A 14,697-nucleotide genomic window follows, 5' to 3' on the forward strand; every position below is an offset into this window, starting at 1 on the left:
GCCCGTCCCCGTCCGGGCGCCGCCCGGACGGTCAGCCGATCAGGGTGAGGCGGTGGGCCGCGGCGGCGGCCTCGCCCCGGGTGGAGACGCCCAGCTTGCCGAGGATGTTGGAGACGTGGACGCTCACGGTCTTGGCCGAGATGAACAGCTCGGCGGCGACCTCGCGGTTCGACCGTCCCAGGGCGACCAGCCGGAGCACCTCCAGCTCACGCGGGGTCAGCACGGACTCCCCGGCCCCCGGCCGGTCGCCGAGAAAGATCCCGATCCGGCGGGCGAGCACCTCCAGCTCGGTGACCAGTGGCCCGGCCAGGAGCGACACGGCGATCGGGTGGGCCGTGCGCAGCCGGTCCGCGGCACCGTCGCGGTCACCGGCGCCCGCCGCCGCCCGCGCGGCCCGCAGCAGCGATCTCGCGCGCTGGAAGGGACGGCCCAGCCGTTCCCAGGCGGCGGCGGCCGCGTCGTGGTCACGGGCGACACCGAGCCGGTAGGCCTCGGCGACCGGGCTGTCCACGGTCACCGCGCCCGCCGCGCTCTCCACGTGGGCCCGCAGCGCCGCCGCCCGTTCGGGGGCGAGCGGCTCGACCGCCTCGCAGACCCCGCCGAGCAGGGCCAGCACCTGCCAGCCCAGCATGGGCTTGCTCGTGATCTGCGCCTCCCGGGAGACCCGCTCGGCGACCTCCAGCGCGGCCAGCGGCTGCCCGTCGAGCATGTGCAGGCCGACCAGGAGCCGGGCGTTGCCCGTCAGCTCCTGCATGAACTCCTCGGGGGCGACCCCGAAGGCCCCCACCTCGTCCAGGACGGACCTCAGCACCTCGGCCTCGCCCCGGGCGGCCGCCACGTCCCCGCGTACCCTCCGCAGGTGGTGGCGGGTGCGCAGGGAGGGGTCCATGCCCAGGGTCTGCTCGACCAGGTCGACGGCCTCGTCGAACCTGCCCAGCGCCTCCAGCGCCTCGGCCCTGTTGTTGGCGATGAACGTGCCCTCGACCCGGTAGCGCCCGTACTTCTTCGCCAGCCGCTCCCCTTCGAGGGCCAGCTCGATCGCCTCGGCGGAACGGCCCATGTTGTTCAGCGCGTCCACGTTGTTGGCCAGGGCGCGCAGGATGATGCCGCCTCCCAGCTCGCCGATGGCCTGGGCGGTCTCGTTGAGCTCGATCGAGGCGCCCAGCCGTCCGGCGATGGAGTCGCTCAGCGCCAGGTTGAGCAGCAGCTCCGCCTCCAGGGGCCCCTTTCCGTGCTCGCGCGCGATCCGCAGCGCCTCCTCGGTCAGGGAGGTCCCCTCGGCCAGTTCGCCGCTGAGCGTCAGGTACAGGCCCAGCTTGGACAGCACCTGGGCCCGTTCCAGCCCCGGTTCGGGGACCAGCCGCTCGGCGTAGCGCAGGTCGTCGAGCACCCCGGGCTTGCGCTTGGACAGCTTGAACTGCGAGCGCCGCACGAGCAGCCCGGCCACCCGCGCGGGTTCGGCCCGCTCGTCGAGCTCGTTCAGCGCGGCCATGACGAACTTGGTGCCCCGGTCGGCCTCGCCGCACGCGCTCGCGGCCTCGGCGGCGTGCTCCAGCACCGTGGTGTGGTCCACGCCGATGCGCTCGGCGGCGTCGGGGACCTTGCTCCAGAGCGTGAGGACCCGCTCCAGCAGCTGCATCATCTCGTTGTAGGCGAAGCTCCTGGCGGCCTTGCCCGCGGCCTCCCAGGCGGAGATCAGGGCCCACAGGTCGTCACGGGCGGCGTACCAGTGGTGGGCGATCTCGATGGCGGCCCTGCCGTGCGGGACCAGCGTGCGGTCGCGGCCGATCTCCTCGGCGAAACGGGCGTGCAGCCGTACGTACTCGCCGGGCAGGAGGTCGTCGTGCACGGCCTCGCGGATCAGCGCGTGCCGGAAGACGTAGGCGTTGCCGTCGGCGACCTGCAGCACGTTGGCCGCGATCGCGGTGCGCAGGGCGTCGTCCAGGTCGACGTCGGACAGGCCGCTGACCGCGGCGAGCAGGGCGTGCCCCACCCGGATGCCACCGGCCGCGGCGACGCGCAGCACCCGCTGCGTCTCCTCGGGGAGCCGCTCGACGGAGCCGATGATCAGATCGTGCAGGGACTCGGGGAAGGTGCAGTCGCCGCCGCACTCCATCAGCGCCTCGACGAAGAGCGGGATGCCCTCGCTGCGCTGGAAGACCCTGTCGACCTGGACGAACTCGGGCGTGGTGCCGAGGATTCCGGCCATCTGGGCCGCGACCTCGGCCCGGGTGAGCCGGGGCAGGTCCATCCGCACGACGTCGTCCAGCCGTCCGAGCTCGGTGAGCACCGGCCGCAGCGGGTGCTGGCGGTGCAGCTCGTCGGACCGGTAGGTGAGGACCATCAGCACCGGCGCGGTGCGCAGGTTCCTGCTGAGGAAGGCGATCAGGTCGCGGCTGGAGTTGTCGGCCCAGTGGACGTCCTCGATGAGGAGGATCACCGGGCGGCGCTCGGCGAGCCGTTCCAGCAGGGTGAGGATCTGTTCGAAGAGCCGCGCGCGGGCGGTCTCGCTCTCGGTGTCGCCGCTCGGCTCGCCGAACTCGGGCAGCAGCCGGGCCAGGTCGCGCCCGCCGCCCTCGGGGAGCAGGCTCGCGATCTCCTCGGCGCCGTGCTCCCGGACCAGCTGGCGGATCACCGCGGTGAACGGCGCGTAGGCCAGGCCCTCGGTCGACAGCTCCACGCAGCCCCCGTTGAGCACGTGGGCGCCGTCGGCCGAGGCCCGCTCCGCGAAACATCCGAGCAGACGCGACTTCCCGACACCGGCCTCCCCGCCGAGCAGCACGGTCGTCGCCCTGCTCTTGCGGGCCTGCCCGAACGCTTCGGCCAAGTCCGCGAGTTCTGTTTCGCGCCCCACGAAAACAGGACTCACAGCCCGACCAACCATGTCTGTCAGCATGTCATGCCTTACTCGGGCCAAGCCTTCTATTTATCCTTGGGCGAAATGCCGTCCCAGGACGACGGGGCCGGTTCGGGCGCGGTTCCGGACAGGGATGAGGCCCGGCCGGGCGGCGGGGGGCGACCGGGCTCCCTGGCCGGGCTCACGACGAGATGATCTTTCCGAAGAGGCCGCGGCGGCGCTTGGCGGAGGTGTCGCCGGTGGACTCCCGGTGGACCTGGACCTCGCGGGCGCGGCGGTAGTTGGCCGCCTCCGCGCGGAGCCTGGACGTCCTCTCGGAGATGAGCTGGAGGTGAAGTTCGGGACCCATGGGGGTTCCTTCCTGTTCGAGTGCCTGTCGGCGCTTTCCTGACACACTCCAGATTCGTCCTAAGGCCCCCCGGCCCACATCGGGAGGATGTCCTATCTCCGGGTGCGGGCCGGCCGAAAACCTCCCTAGGGCGGGTACGCACCGCCTTAGCCGCCCGCCTCGCCTCGGCCCGCCGCCCGTCCCCCTGGCCGGGTCGGGCGAATGTTGACGAAAACGGGTGAGGGTGCTGGGCAGGGTCCAGTTTGGAAGTAATCACCCCAGTAGGCATGCTGGAGAGGTGTCAACTATGACGACCTCGCTCAACGACGTGGCCACGTCCAACGTCACGCTGCGAAGCTTCCTGAACGGCCTGCCGGGTGTCGACCGCGTGGGCGCCGACCAGCGCGCCGCGATGCTCGGCACCCGATCCATCAAGACGACCGCCAAGGCCCGGGTCATCGACCTCGCCATCGGCATGGTGGACCTGACGACCCTCGAGGGAGCCGACACCCCGGGCAAGGTCCGCGCGATGTGCGCCAAGGCGGTCCGCCCCGACCCGTCCGACCCCTCGGTGCCCCGGGTGGCCGCGGTGTGCGTCTATCCCGACCTGGTCGCCGAGGCCGCCGCGGCGGTGAAGGGCTCCGGCGTCAAGGTGGCCAGCGTCGCGACCGCGTTCCCCAGCGGGCGCTCCTCGCTCGACGTCAAGGTCGCCGACACCACGTTCGCGGTGGCCGCCGGGGCCGATGAGATCGACATGGTCATCGACCGGGGGGCGTTCCTGGCCGGGGACTACGTCAAGGTCTTCGAGGAGATCGCCGCGATCAAGGCGGCGTGCGGCACCGCGCACCTGAAGGTGATCCTGGAGACCGGTGAGCTGGCCACGTACGACAACGTGCGCCGCGCGTCCTGGCTGGCCATGCTGGCCGGGGGCGACTTCATCAAGACCTCCACGGGAAAGGTGCAGCCCGCCGCCACCCTCCCGGTGACGCTGGTCATGCTGGAGGCGGTCCGCGACTTCCTGGCCGCGACCGGCCGCCACGTCGGGGTGAAGCCCGCCGGAGGCATCAAGACCACCAAGGACGCGATCAAGATGCTCGTCCTGGTCAACGAGACCGTCGGAGACGACTGGCTCACCCCCGACCGGTTCCGGCTCGGTGCCTCCAGCGTCCTCAACGACCTGCTGATGCAGCGTCAGAAGATGGCCACCGGCAGGTACGCGGGTCCCGACTACTTCACCCTCGACTAGGGGCGTTCACATGTTCGAGTACGCACCGGCGCCCGAGTCGCGTGACGTCGTCCAGATCAAGCCGTCCTACGGCCTGTTCATCGGCGGCGAGTGGGTCGACTCCCAGGGCACCGAACGCAACAAGACCGTCAACCCCGCCTCCGAGGAGGTCCTGGCCGAGATCGCCTGGGCCGACGAGGCCGACGTCGACCGGGCGGTGGAGGCCGCCCGCAAGGCGTTCGGCGTCTGGTCGGCGCTGCCCGGCTCGGAGCGGGCCAAGTACCTCTTCCGGATCGCCCGGATCATCCAGGAACGCTCGCGCGAGCTGGCCGTGCTGGAGACCCTGGACAACGGCAAGCCGATCCGCGAGTCCCGCGACGTGGACCTGCCCCTGGTGGCGGCCCACTTCTTCTACTACGCCGGCTGGGCCGACAAGCTCGGTCACGCCGGGTACGGCCCCGCCCCCCGCCCGCTCGGGGTGGCCGGGCAGGTCATCCCGTGGAACTTCCCGCTGCTGATGCTCGCCTGGAAGATCGCCCCGGCGCTGGCCTGCGGCAACACGGTCGTCCTCAAGCCCGCCGAGACGACCCCGCTCAGCGCGCTGCTGTTCGCGGAGATCTGTACTCAGGCGGACCTGCCGCCCGGTGTGGTCAACATCGTGACCGGCGCCGGTGAGACCGGCGCGGCCCTGGTGAACCATCCGGGGGTCGACAAGGTCGCCTTCACCGGTTCCACCGAGGTCGGCCGCCGCATCGCCAGGTCGGTCGCGGGCTCCGGGAAGAAGGTCACCCTGGAGCTCGGCGGCAAGGCCGCGAACATCGTGTTCGAGGACGCCGCGATCGACCAGGCCGTCGAGGGGATCGTCAACGGGATCTTCTTCAACCAGGGTCACGTCTGCTGCGCGGGCTCCCGGCTGCTGGTACAGGAGTCCATCGCGACCGAGCTGCTGGACGCGCTGAAGCGCCGGCTCGGCACGCTCCGGCTGGGCGACCCGCTGGACAAGAACACCGACATCGGCGCGATCAACTCCGCGGCCCAGCTCGCGAAGATCCACGAGCTCTCGGACCTGGGGGAGGCCGAGGGCGCCGAGCGCTGGTCCCCGGCCTGCTCGCTGCCGGAGCGGGGCTTCTGGTTCCCGCCGACCATCTTCACCGGCGTCGCCCAGTCGCACCGGATCGCCCGCGAGGAGGTGTTCGGCCCGGTGCTGTCGGTGCTGACCTTCCGCACCCCGGCCGAGGCGGTGGAGAAGGCCAACAACACCCCCTTCGGCCTGTCCGCGGGCGTGTGGACGGAGAAGGGCTCGCGCATCCTGTGGATGGCGGACAGGCTCCGCGCCGGCGTGGTGTGGGCCAACACCTTCAACAAGTTCGACCCGACCTCGCCGTTCGGCGGCTACAAGGAGTCCGGGTACGGGCGCGAGGGCGGCCGGCACGGGCTGGAGGCGTACCTCGATGTGTGAGCGGCACGCCGCCGGGCGGCGTTCGCGCCGGGCCCAGAGCACCCGGGGCCACGATTACGCCCGCGCCGGACGGCCGGTGCTGCGGGGCTGGTTCGCGCACCGGTGCGGCGTGAGCCGCTGCGGTCAGATCTTCGTGCCGGCCCGGCTGGCGCAGCAGGAGAGCTCGTGGAGAGGGCTGGGAAATGAGTAAGGCGGACAGGCCGGGCCGGTCGCGGGCGGGCGGCGACTCCGGGGGACGGGCCGAGAAGCGGCCCGAGGCGCAGGCCGGGGACCGGGCCGGCACGCGGACCGGGGACCGGGCCGAGGCACCGGCCGGGGACCGGGTCCGGGAGCTTTCCGGCGAGCGGCCCGCAGGCGTGGGCGGGACCGCGGACGGGCAGGCAGGCGACGGTGGCGGCGCCGTCCGCACGCCGGACCGGCTCGCCGTGCGCAAGACGTACAAGCTGTACATCGGCGGGGCGTTCCCGCGGTCGGAGAGCGGAAGGTCCTACCCCGTGACCTCCTCCAGCGGTGACTTCCTCGCCAACGCCTCCAGGGCCTCCCGCAAGGACGCCCGTGACGCGGTGTCGGCCGCCCGCAAGGCCTTCGGCGGCTGGTCGGGGGCGACGGCGTACAACCGCGGGCAGATCCTCTACCGCGTCGCCGAGATGCTGGAGGGCCGCAGGGCCCAGTTCGCCGCCGAGCTGGCCGACGCCGGTACGAGCGGGGCGGGGGCGGTCGTGGACGCGGCCGTCGACCGGCTGGTCTGGTACGCCGGCTGGTCCGACAAGATCGCCGCCGTGGCCGGGTCCTCCAACCCGGTCGCCGGGCCCTACTTCAACATCTCCTCGCCGGAGCCGACCGGGGTGGTCGCGGTGGTCGCCCCGGACGATCCGCTGCTCGGACTCGTCTCGGTGCTGGCACCGGTGATCGTCACGGGCAACACCTGCGTGGTGATCGCGAGCGAGCGCGCCCCGCTGCCCTCGATCACGCTGGCCGAGGTGCTGGCCACCTCGGACCTGCCCGGCGGGGTGGTGAACGTCCTCACCGGCTCGGTGGCGGAGATCGCCCCCTGGCTGGCCGCGCACATGGACGTCAACGCCCTCGACCTCACCGGCGTCACCGACGAGGCGCTGGCGGTCGCGTGCGAGGAGGCGGCGGCGGAGAACCTCAAGCGGGTGCTGCGCCCCGGCGTGACCACCGACTGGTACGCCGACCCCGGCACCAGGCGCCTGACGGCCTTCCTGGAGACCAAGACCGTCTGGCACCCCACCGGCGTCTGAACCGCCCCGCGGTCACGGCCGGAGCGGACGACGGTCCGCTCCGGCCTGCCGCCCTGCGGGGTGGCACGTGAGGTCCGTTCCGGTGTGCGGCCCTGTGCGGTGGCGTGCGGCGGGGTCAGGGGGGCGGCGCGTGGCGTGGCCAGGGCCGTTCCGCCTCCAGCCGCCCGGCCAGTGCCAGCAGCTGGGACTCGCCCCCGGGCGCGGCCACGAGCTGGACGCCGATGGGCACCCCGCACGAGTGCATGCCGTACGGGACGCTCATGGCGGGCCAGCCGGCGATGTTCCAGGCCGCGGTCGCGGGCGCGTAGGTCAGGTTGACGCGGGCGTTCGCCAGCAGGCCGCGGCGTCCCCAGCGTTCGGCGGGCGGAGGCGGCGCGGCGAGGGTCGGCATCACCAGCACGTCGGCGTTGCCGAACCACTGGTCGGCGCCGTGCGCGCGCCAGCGGTCACGGCCGGTCGCGCCGTCCGCGCCGAACCTGGCGAGCAGGCGGCCCGCCCTGGCCAGCGACCGGGTGCGGCGTTCCAGCCCGCGCGGGTCGAGGCCCTCGACGTCGCCCCTGGCGCAGGCGAACCAGGTGGCGACGGCGGAGGTGGCGAGCCAGGAGGGCATCCGGTCGGTGCGGTTCACCACGGTGTGCCCGGCGTCGCCCAGCACCTCCGCCGCCCCGGTGACCGCCTGCCGGAACTCCGCGTCCATCGGCAGTCCCGGGGGCAGCGGCAGGGGCGCGACCGCGATCCGCAGCCTCGGCGTCTCCGACAGGGTCAGCCCGCCCGGATAGTCGTCGATGGCGCTGCCCACGCCGAGCGCCTCGCTCTCCCCGGGCCTGGCCAGGGACATGTCGTCCGCCATCACGGCCAGCGCCAGCGCGAGGTCCGCCACGGTCGTGGCCAGCGGCCCGTTCTCCGACATCCCGTACCAGTCGTGCTCGGGAGGCGGGACCACCCCCTGGCCGGGCTTGATCGAGACCAGGCCGCAGCAGGCCGCCGGGATGCGCAGCGAGCCGAGCCCGTCGTTGCCGTGCGCCAGCGGCACCATGCCCGCCGCCACCGCCGCCGCGCTCCCTCCCGAGGACCCGCCCGGAGTACGCCCCAGGTCCCAGGGGTTGCGCGTCACCCCGTACACGCTGTCGGAGAAGGCGGCCAGGCAGAGCTCGGGCACGTTGGTGATGCCGACGACCACCGCGCCCGCCGCCCTGAGCCTGGCCACCACGGGGTGGTCGGCGTCCGCGGGCGCGTCCGGCGTGGCCGCGGAGCCGTTGCGCGACACCGCGCCCTCGACCGCGACGTTGTCCTTGATCGCGACGGGCACCCCGGCGAGGGGCAGGCCGGCCAGGTCCTCGCGCCGCTCCAGCAGCCGGGCCTCGGCCAGCGCCCGGTCGGCGAGCACCTCGCGGAACGCCCCGACGCGGCCGTCGCGCTCGGCGATGGCACCGAGGTGCTCCTCGACCACCGTGGACGCGGTGGCCTTCCCCCCTCGTACGGCAGCCGCGATCTCCACTGCGGAACTTCCCACCCACGACATGAACCGAGTGTGGTCCGGCGAGTCCGCCAGGGGAAGCGCGCCACGTATCGATCCGATGTCTTGTCCGGATCATCGGCGTTATCCCACGCGGGCCCGGCCCGTGCCGGTGGGATGTGCCGCCCCGGGCTACGTCCCGCCCGGCCGGCGCCGGGGGTTGGTACGGCGGGTGGCCGGGGCCGCCATGGGGTCGTCGGGCCAGGGGTGCCGGGGGTAGCGCCCGCGCAGCTCGGCGCGGACCGCGCGGTACCCCTCGCGCCAGAACGAGGCCAGGTCGGCGGTGACGGCGGCCGGGCGCCCCGCCGGGGAGAGCAGGTGGATCACCAGCGGGACCCCGGCCACGCGCGGGGCCTCGGCCCAGCCGAACAGCTCCTGCACCTTGGCCGCCAGCACCGGCCGGTCCCCCGAGTAGTCGATCCTGATCCTCGACCCGCTCGGCACCTCGATCCGTTCCGGGGCCGTCTCGGCGAGGCGGGCGTTCCACGGGACCAGGCGGTGCAGCGCGGAGACCACGTCCAGGCGTTCCAGGTCGGACCGGCGGCGGGCCCGCGAGAGCTCCGGCTCCAGCCAGCGGTCGGCCGCCTCGATCAGCGCCTCGTCGTCGGCCGCGGGCCACGGGTCGCCGAGCGTGCTCCGGCAGAAGGCCAGCCGCTCGCGCAGCGCCACGGCCTCGGGCGTCCAGCGCAGGAGCGACAGCCCCTCGACGCGCAGCCCCTCCAGGACGGCGGGACGCACGTCGGCGCCGCGGAGCACGCCGGAGGAGAGCTCGATCGCACCCAGCCGCTCCACCCGGCGCGCGGACACGTCACCGCGCCGTTCCCCCGGCGGCACGCGCCAGGTGATCTCCTCGCCGGACGCGTACAGGGGGGCCGCGGCGAGCCTGGCGGTCTCCTCGTCGATCACCACCGCCTGCCTGATCCGGGCGGACGCGGCACCGGCGGGCCGGTCCGCGACCGCGACCGCCAGCCACTCCGCCGTCCCCAGCCGCGACCCGGAGGGCAGCTCCGCGGCCGTCCCCGAAGCCATCAGGTACGACCCGCCGCGCCGCCGCGCCACCCGCTCCGGGTAGGCCAGCGCCACGACGGTCCCGGCCACGGTGTCGTCGCTCCCGTCCCGCACGGCGCCGTCGTCCCCCTGTGGCGCGGCACCGCCCTTCCCCTTTCCACGGCGCGGGCCACCGCCGGGGACGGCCCGCGCCAGGCGCCCGGCCTCCTGGCGCCAGCGCGCGGAGAACGCGTCGCCGCCGCGGCGCGCGGAACGCCAGACCGCCACCAGGTCGTCCCCGGCCTCGCGGGGCAGCTGCTCGGACAGCAGGGCGACGACCTCGGCCGCCCGGGGCCCGGCACCGGCGTCGATCAGGGCCCGCGCCAGGCGCGGGTGCACCCCGGCCACGGCCATCCGCCGTCCCCGGCCGGTCACCCGGCCCGCGGGGTCGAGGGCGCCCAGGGCGCCCAGGGTGCGGCGGGCCGCGTCCATCGCCGCGGGCGGGGGCGCGTCGAGCAGGGCCAGGCCGGTCGCGGCCGGGTCCCCCCAGCAGGCGGCCTGGAGGGCGAACCCGGTCAGGTCGGCGAGGGCGATCTCGGGCCGCGCGTACTCGGGGAGCCGGTCGTGCTCGGCCTGCGACCAGCACCGGTAGACCACGCCCGGCGCCTCGCGGCCCGCGCGCCCGGCCCGCTGGGTGGCCGACGCCCTGGAGGCCCGGACCGTGCTGAGCGACCCGAGCCCGCGGGCGTGGTCGGTACGGGGCTCCCTGGCCAGGCCGGAGTCGACCACGATTCGCACGCCCGGCACGGTCAGGCTCGACTCGGCGACCGAGGTGGCGAGCACCACCCGGCGCCCGGCGCCCGGGGACAGGACCGCGTCCTGGACGCGGGCCGGGGCCTGGCCGTGGACCTGCAGGACGTCGATGCCGTCGATGCCACCGCCGCCGCCGAGCTGCGCGGCCACCCGCCCGATCTCCCCGACGCCCGGCAGGAAGCAGAGCACGTCCCCCTCCCGCTCGGCCAGGGCGCGCCGCACCACGCCGGCGACGTGGGTCAGGAACACCGGGTCCACCCGCATGCCGTGCGGCGGCGCGACGGTGCCCGGGGGCGGCGCCCAGACGGGAACGACCGGGTGCATGGTGCCGGAGGCGTGCACGACCGGCGCGGGGTCGCCGGAGCCGGACGGGCCGGGATCGCCGGAGCCGAGCAGGCGGGCCCAGGGGGCGGCGTCGGCGGTGGCGGAGGTGGCGACGATCCGCAGGTCGGGGCGGAGCGTGGCGCGGACGTCGAGGAGGAAGGCCAGCGCGGTGTCGGCGTCCAGGTGCCGTTCGTGGCACTCGTCGAGCAGGACCGTGTGCGTGCCGTCGAGCTCGGGGTCGCGCTGGAGCCGCTGCAGCAGGACGCCGGTGGTGACGACCTCGACGACCGTTCCCGGGCCGGTCCTGCGCTCGCCGCGGATCGAGAACCCGACCTCCGCGCCCACCTCCGACTCCAGCATCCACGCCATCCGCCTGGCCGCCGCCCGCACGGCCATCCGCCTCGGCTCGGCCACGACCACCCGCTTCGGCGGCGCGTCGTCGAGGCCGTCGAGGAGGCCGGCCAGGGCGAGGGGGACGAGCGTGGTCTTGCCGGTGCCCGGGGGCGCGGTGAGCACGGCGACGCCCCGCTCGTCCAGGGCCGCGAGGAGCTCGGGCAGGACGTGACGGACGGGCAGGCCGGACCGGTCGGGACGCACCCGTCCAGTGTCCCCGAGGATCGTGCCCGCCGGGCCCGCGGCGGGGCCGGATCGGCTCCTTGGGGCGGGGTCGGCCGGGACCCGAGGCCGGGGTTCCCCGGCCCGGCCCGGACCGGGGTACCGGTTTCCCGGGCCGGTCAGGGCCGGGGTGGTGGTTCCCCGGACCGGACCGGGGTGGTGGTTCCTCGGGCCGCTCGGGGCCGAGGTTCCTCGGTCAGGAACGCCGGGCGGGGACCGGGGCGGGGGCGTCGTACTCCAGCCGGGCCCGTTCGACCTCGGGCAGGTTGGCGGCGGCCCACTCGGCGAGCGTGGCGAACAGGGGGCCCAGGCTCCGGCCCAGCTCGCTGATCTCGTACTCCACCCGCGGGGGGATCTCGGGGTGGTAGGTGCGCACCACCAGGCCGTCGCGCTCCAGCTGGCGGAGCCGCTGGGTCAGCACCTTCGGGGTGATCGTGCCGATGTGGCGTTCCAGCTCCACGAAGCGCATCCGGCCGTGCTCGTTGAGGGCCCACAGGATCGGGGTGGTCCAGCGGCTGAACACGATGTCGACCACCGGGGCGACCGGGCAGGCCCCCTCGGCCCCGGCCGCGGAGTCCACCCTCCAGCTCGTACCGGCGTCCATGGACGTCCTTCCGATAGTCACTTTCTCCTAGGTACCTACTATACGCAGGCTGTTAGCGTCACGAAGGCGCCGGAGAACGACGTCCGGCGGAGTGGACTACCTGATGAATCCGAGAACGGGGTTTTCGATGATCGTGGTGACAGGGGCGACGGGGAACGTGGGACGGCCGCTGGTGAGGGCTCTCGCGGCGGCGGGCGAGCAGGTGACGGCGGTCTCGCGGCACCCCTCGGACGAGATCCCGGAGGGCGTGCGGCACCGGCGGGCCGACATCACCGACGTGGAGAGCCTGCGTCCCGTGCTGGAGGGTGCCGACGCGCTCTTCCTGCTCATCCCGGGAGGAGGCGCGCATCCCCCGGACGTCCTGGACGCGGCCAAGGCCGGTGGGGTCCGCCGGGTGGTGCTGCTCTCCTCCCAGGGGGCAGGGACGCGGCCACGGGCCCGCTCGCACGACCCGCTCCGCGCCTTCGAGGACGCCGTACGGCGGTCGGGCCTGGAGTGGACCGTCCTGCGGCCCGGCGGCTTCGCCTCCAACGCGTTCGCGTGGGCTCCGTCGATCCGTTCCGGGCGGACGGCCGCCGCGCCGTTCGGCGACGTCGGGCTGCCGTTCGTCGATCCGGAGGACATCGCCGAGGTCGCGGCCGTGGTGCTGCGCGAGGACGGCCACGACGGCCGCGTCTACGAGCTCACCGGACCGGCGCCGATCTCTCCGCGCGAGCGGGCCCGGTTCATCGGCGACGCCCTGGGGGAGCCGGTGACGTTCGTCGAGCAGAGCCGCGAGGAGGCCAGGGCGCAGATGCTCGGGTTCATGCCGGAACCGGTCGTGGACGGCACCCTCGACATCCTGGGCGAGCCGTCGGACGCCGAACGGCGGGTGAGCCCCGACGTCGAACGCGTCCTCGGCCGCCCGCCCCGCGGCTTCGCCCACTGGGTGGCCCGCAACCTCGCGGCCTTCGCCTGACCCGAGCCGGACCCGTGACACGGGACCGGGACGGTACTGGTGACGGGGCGGGCCGGAACGGGCGATGGAGCGGGCCGAGACGGTGCAGGTGACAGGCCCGGACGGGTGACGGGGCGGGCCGGGACGCGTGACGGTGGACGCGACCGTGACGACCGGGGCCCGCGATCGCGGGCATGCCGTCATTTTTCCGGTCACGGTGGTGTCCGCCGTACCGGACGGGGGAATGATCGTCTCGTGATCGGGCTGACCGCCATGTTCGCCGCCGCCGTGACCGCCTACCGAGACGCCGCCCGGCTCCGGGCGGACGATCCGCCGTCCCCCACCCGGGCCTCCCCGGACAGGACCGTCCCCGCCGGGGTCGTCCAGGACGAGATCGCCCCCGCCTGAACCGCCCGGACGAACCCGCCTGAACCGTCCGGGCGGGCTCGTCCGCACCCCTTCGCGCGAGATCGCGCCACCCCCTGGGGGGGGGCCGGTCCCCGCGGTGCCGTGCCGCCCGCTGAGCCGTTCGGGCCGGACGGGCGCCCTTCGCGGGCGTGGTCCGTCGAGCGGCTCTGCGGCCTGTGAGGCACGTACCAGGAGGCACGTACCAAAAGGCACGGTCTAGGCCGAGGGGTCGAGGACTCCCGTGCTCACCAGGGCGATGATGACGACGCCGAGGATGATGCGGTAGATCACGAAACCGGTGAAGCGGTGGGTGCTGATGTACTTCAGGAACCACGAGACCGCCAGGTAGCCCACCATGAAGGAGATCACGGTGGCCAGGATCGTGGGCCCCCACTCCGGGGCCTTTCCCTCACCGATCTTGAACAGCTCCAGGAACCCCGCGCCCAGCACGGCCGGGATGGCCAGCAGGAAGGAGTACTTCGCGGCCTCCTCCCGGCGGTAGTCCAGCAGCAGGCCGGCGCTGATCGTGCCGCCCGAGCGGGAGACTCCGGGGATCAGGGCGAGCGACTGGGCGAAGCCGTAGATCAGGGCGTGGGTGAAGCTGAGGTGCCGCTCCAGGGTGAGCCGGTTGCGGGCGGTGTGGTCGGCGAACCACAGGACCAGGCCGAACACGATCAGCGTCATGCCGATCAGGCGCAGGTCGCGGAAGGCGCCCTCGATGGAGTCCTTGAACAGCAGGCCGAGGACCACGATCGGGATCGTGCCCACGATGACGTACCAGCCCATCCGGGCGGCGTGGTGGCTCCGCAGGGCCGGGGTCCACAGGGACCGGGTCCAGGTGGAGACGATCTCCCAGATCTCCTTGCGGAAGTAGATCACCACCGCGGCCTCGGTGCCGAGCTGGATGACCGCGGTGAACGCGGCCCCCGGGTCCTGCCAGCCGAAGAACGCCGACACGACCCTGATGTGGGCACTGGAGGAGATCGGCAGAAACTCCGTCAATCCCTGAATCAGTCCGAGGACCACCGCTTCGAACCAGCCGATCACTTGAGCACCTTCCGTACCAGCGTGTGCGTGACCTACGCGAGGCTAGCGGAGCGGAGGGGGCGCCGTGACAGGGCGTCCGGCCGGAACGCGAAGGGTGCGACCCGCGGCGGTGCCGTCCGGACAGGATCCGGACGGCACGAGGGGGAAGGGCCGCGGGCCGCACCCGGTACGGACTTAGCGGGTCACCCTGACGTCGTCGATGCCGGCCTCGACCAGGGACGCGCCGGAGGCGTCACCGGCCTCGACCAGGATGCGGACGCTCTGCCCGGCGAAGGCGGAGATGTCGACGTTGGCGGTGGCCCAGGCGCCGTCACG

The 14,697-nt window shown here is 74.0% G+C and carries 11 protein-coding genes; 5 read left to right on the forward strand and 6 right to left on the reverse strand.

All coding sequences use genetic code 11. The features are described 5' to 3' along the window. Positions 1-31: 31 nt before the first annotated feature. Together ACZ6RT_RS32985 and ACZ6RT_RS32990 are read right to left on the reverse strand one after the other, a co-directional pair. Positions 32-2,896 (reverse strand): helix-turn-helix transcriptional regulator, encoded by a 2,865-nt coding sequence (locus ACZ6RT_RS32985; protein ID WP_399185541.1) that lies wholly within the window; start codon positions 2,894-2,896, stop codon positions 32-34. 142 nt (positions 2,897-3,038) lie between these two features. After that, positions 3,039-3,206 (reverse strand): hypothetical protein, encoded by a 168-nt coding sequence (locus tag ACZ6RT_RS32990; protein ID WP_470157771.1) that lies wholly within the window; start codon positions 3,204-3,206, stop codon positions 3,039-3,041. 286 nt (positions 3,207-3,492) lie between these two features. Between ACZ6RT_RS32990 and deoC the strand changes: the two genes are divergently transcribed. The 3 genes from deoC to ACZ6RT_RS33005 all read left to right on the forward strand — a co-directional run bounded on the left by deoC (position 3,493) and on the right by ACZ6RT_RS33005 (position 7,131). Then, positions 3,493-4,431, forward strand: a complete 939-nt coding sequence (gene deoC, locus ACZ6RT_RS32995; RefSeq protein WP_470157773.1) for a deoxyribose-phosphate aldolase — start codon at positions 3,493-3,495, stop codon at positions 4,429-4,431. Positions 4,432-4,441: 10 nt separating this feature from the next. Beyond that, entirely contained in the window at positions 4,442-5,869 is a 1,428-nt protein-coding gene (locus ACZ6RT_RS33000; RefSeq protein WP_399185545.1) for an aldehyde dehydrogenase family protein, read from the forward strand. A gap of 182 nt (positions 5,870-6,051) precedes the next feature. After that, on the forward strand, positions 6,052-7,131 hold the full coding sequence (locus ACZ6RT_RS33005; RefSeq protein WP_470157775.1) for an aldehyde dehydrogenase family protein: 1,080 nt from the start codon (positions 6,052-6,054) through the stop codon (positions 7,129-7,131). A 115-nt stretch (positions 7,132-7,246) separates the two neighbouring features. Here the strand turns inward: ACZ6RT_RS33005 and ACZ6RT_RS33010 are convergent, their stop codons facing one another. From ACZ6RT_RS33010 to ACZ6RT_RS33020, 3 genes are all read right to left on the reverse strand, one after another. After that, entirely contained in the window at positions 7,247-8,653 is a 1,407-nt protein-coding gene (locus ACZ6RT_RS33010; RefSeq protein ID WP_470157777.1) for an amidase, read from the reverse strand. A gap of 126 nt (positions 8,654-8,779) precedes the next feature. Further along, positions 8,780-11,368, reverse strand: coding sequence for an ATP-dependent helicase HrpB (gene hrpB, locus ACZ6RT_RS33015; protein ID WP_470157779.1), 2,589 nt, complete (start codon positions 11,366-11,368; stop codon positions 8,780-8,782). A gap of 214 nt (positions 11,369-11,582) precedes the next feature. Continuing rightward, positions 11,583-11,990, reverse strand: coding sequence for a winged helix-turn-helix transcriptional regulator (locus ACZ6RT_RS33020; protein WP_399185549.1), 408 nt, complete (start codon positions 11,988-11,990; stop codon positions 11,583-11,585). Between the two features lie 127 nt (positions 11,991-12,117). On the opposite strand from ACZ6RT_RS33020, the gene ACZ6RT_RS33025 reads away from it, so the two are divergent. Further along, positions 12,118-12,948, forward strand: a complete 831-nt coding sequence (locus ACZ6RT_RS33025; RefSeq protein WP_470157781.1) for an NAD(P)H-binding protein — start codon at positions 12,118-12,120, stop codon at positions 12,946-12,948. Between the two features lie 234 nt (positions 12,949-13,182). Further along, a complete protein-coding gene (locus ACZ6RT_RS33030; protein ID WP_399185552.1) occupies positions 13,183-13,335 on the forward strand; it encodes a hypothetical protein in 153 nt (50 codons plus the stop codon). A 216-nt stretch (positions 13,336-13,551) separates the two neighbouring features. Here ACZ6RT_RS33030 and ACZ6RT_RS33035 read toward each other — a convergent pair whose 3' ends face one another. Continuing rightward, positions 13,552-14,382, reverse strand: coding sequence for an undecaprenyl-diphosphate phosphatase (locus ACZ6RT_RS33035; RefSeq protein WP_399185557.1), 831 nt, complete (start codon positions 14,380-14,382; stop codon positions 13,552-13,554). Positions 14,383-14,697: the final 315 nt, after the last annotated feature.

This window comes from Streptosporangium sp. NPDC050148 (assembly GCF_055586505.1).

Bases quoted from the DNA above. Each gene is read 5' to 3' on its own strand.
- ACZ6RT_RS32985 (WP_399185541.1), bottom strand. From the start codon at position 2,896: ATGCTGACAGACATGGTTGGTCGGGCTGTGAGTCCTGTTTTCGTGGGG.
- ACZ6RT_RS32990 (WP_470157771.1), bottom strand. From the start codon at position 3,206: ATGGGTCCCGAACTTCACCTCCAGCTCATCTCCGAGAGGACGTCCAGG.
- deoC (WP_470157773.1), top strand. From the start codon at position 3,493: ATGACGACCTCGCTCAACGACGTGGCCACGTCCAACGTCACGCTGCGA.
- ACZ6RT_RS33000 (WP_399185545.1), top strand. From the start codon at position 4,442: ATGTTCGAGTACGCACCGGCGCCCGAGTCGCGTGACGTCGTCCAGATC.
- ACZ6RT_RS33005 (WP_470157775.1), top strand. From the start codon at position 6,052: ATGAGTAAGGCGGACAGGCCGGGCCGGTCGCGGGCGGGCGGCGACTCC.
- ACZ6RT_RS33010 (WP_470157777.1), bottom strand. From the start codon at position 8,653: ATGTCGTGGGTGGGAAGTTCCGCAGTGGAGATCGCGGCTGCCGTACGA.
- ACZ6RT_RS33020 (WP_399185549.1), bottom strand. From the start codon at position 11,990: ATGGACGCCGGTACGAGCTGGAGGGTGGACTCCGCGGCCGGGGCCGAG.
- ACZ6RT_RS33025 (WP_470157781.1), top strand. From the start codon at position 12,118: ATGATCGTGGTGACAGGGGCGACGGGGAACGTGGGACGGCCGCTGGTG.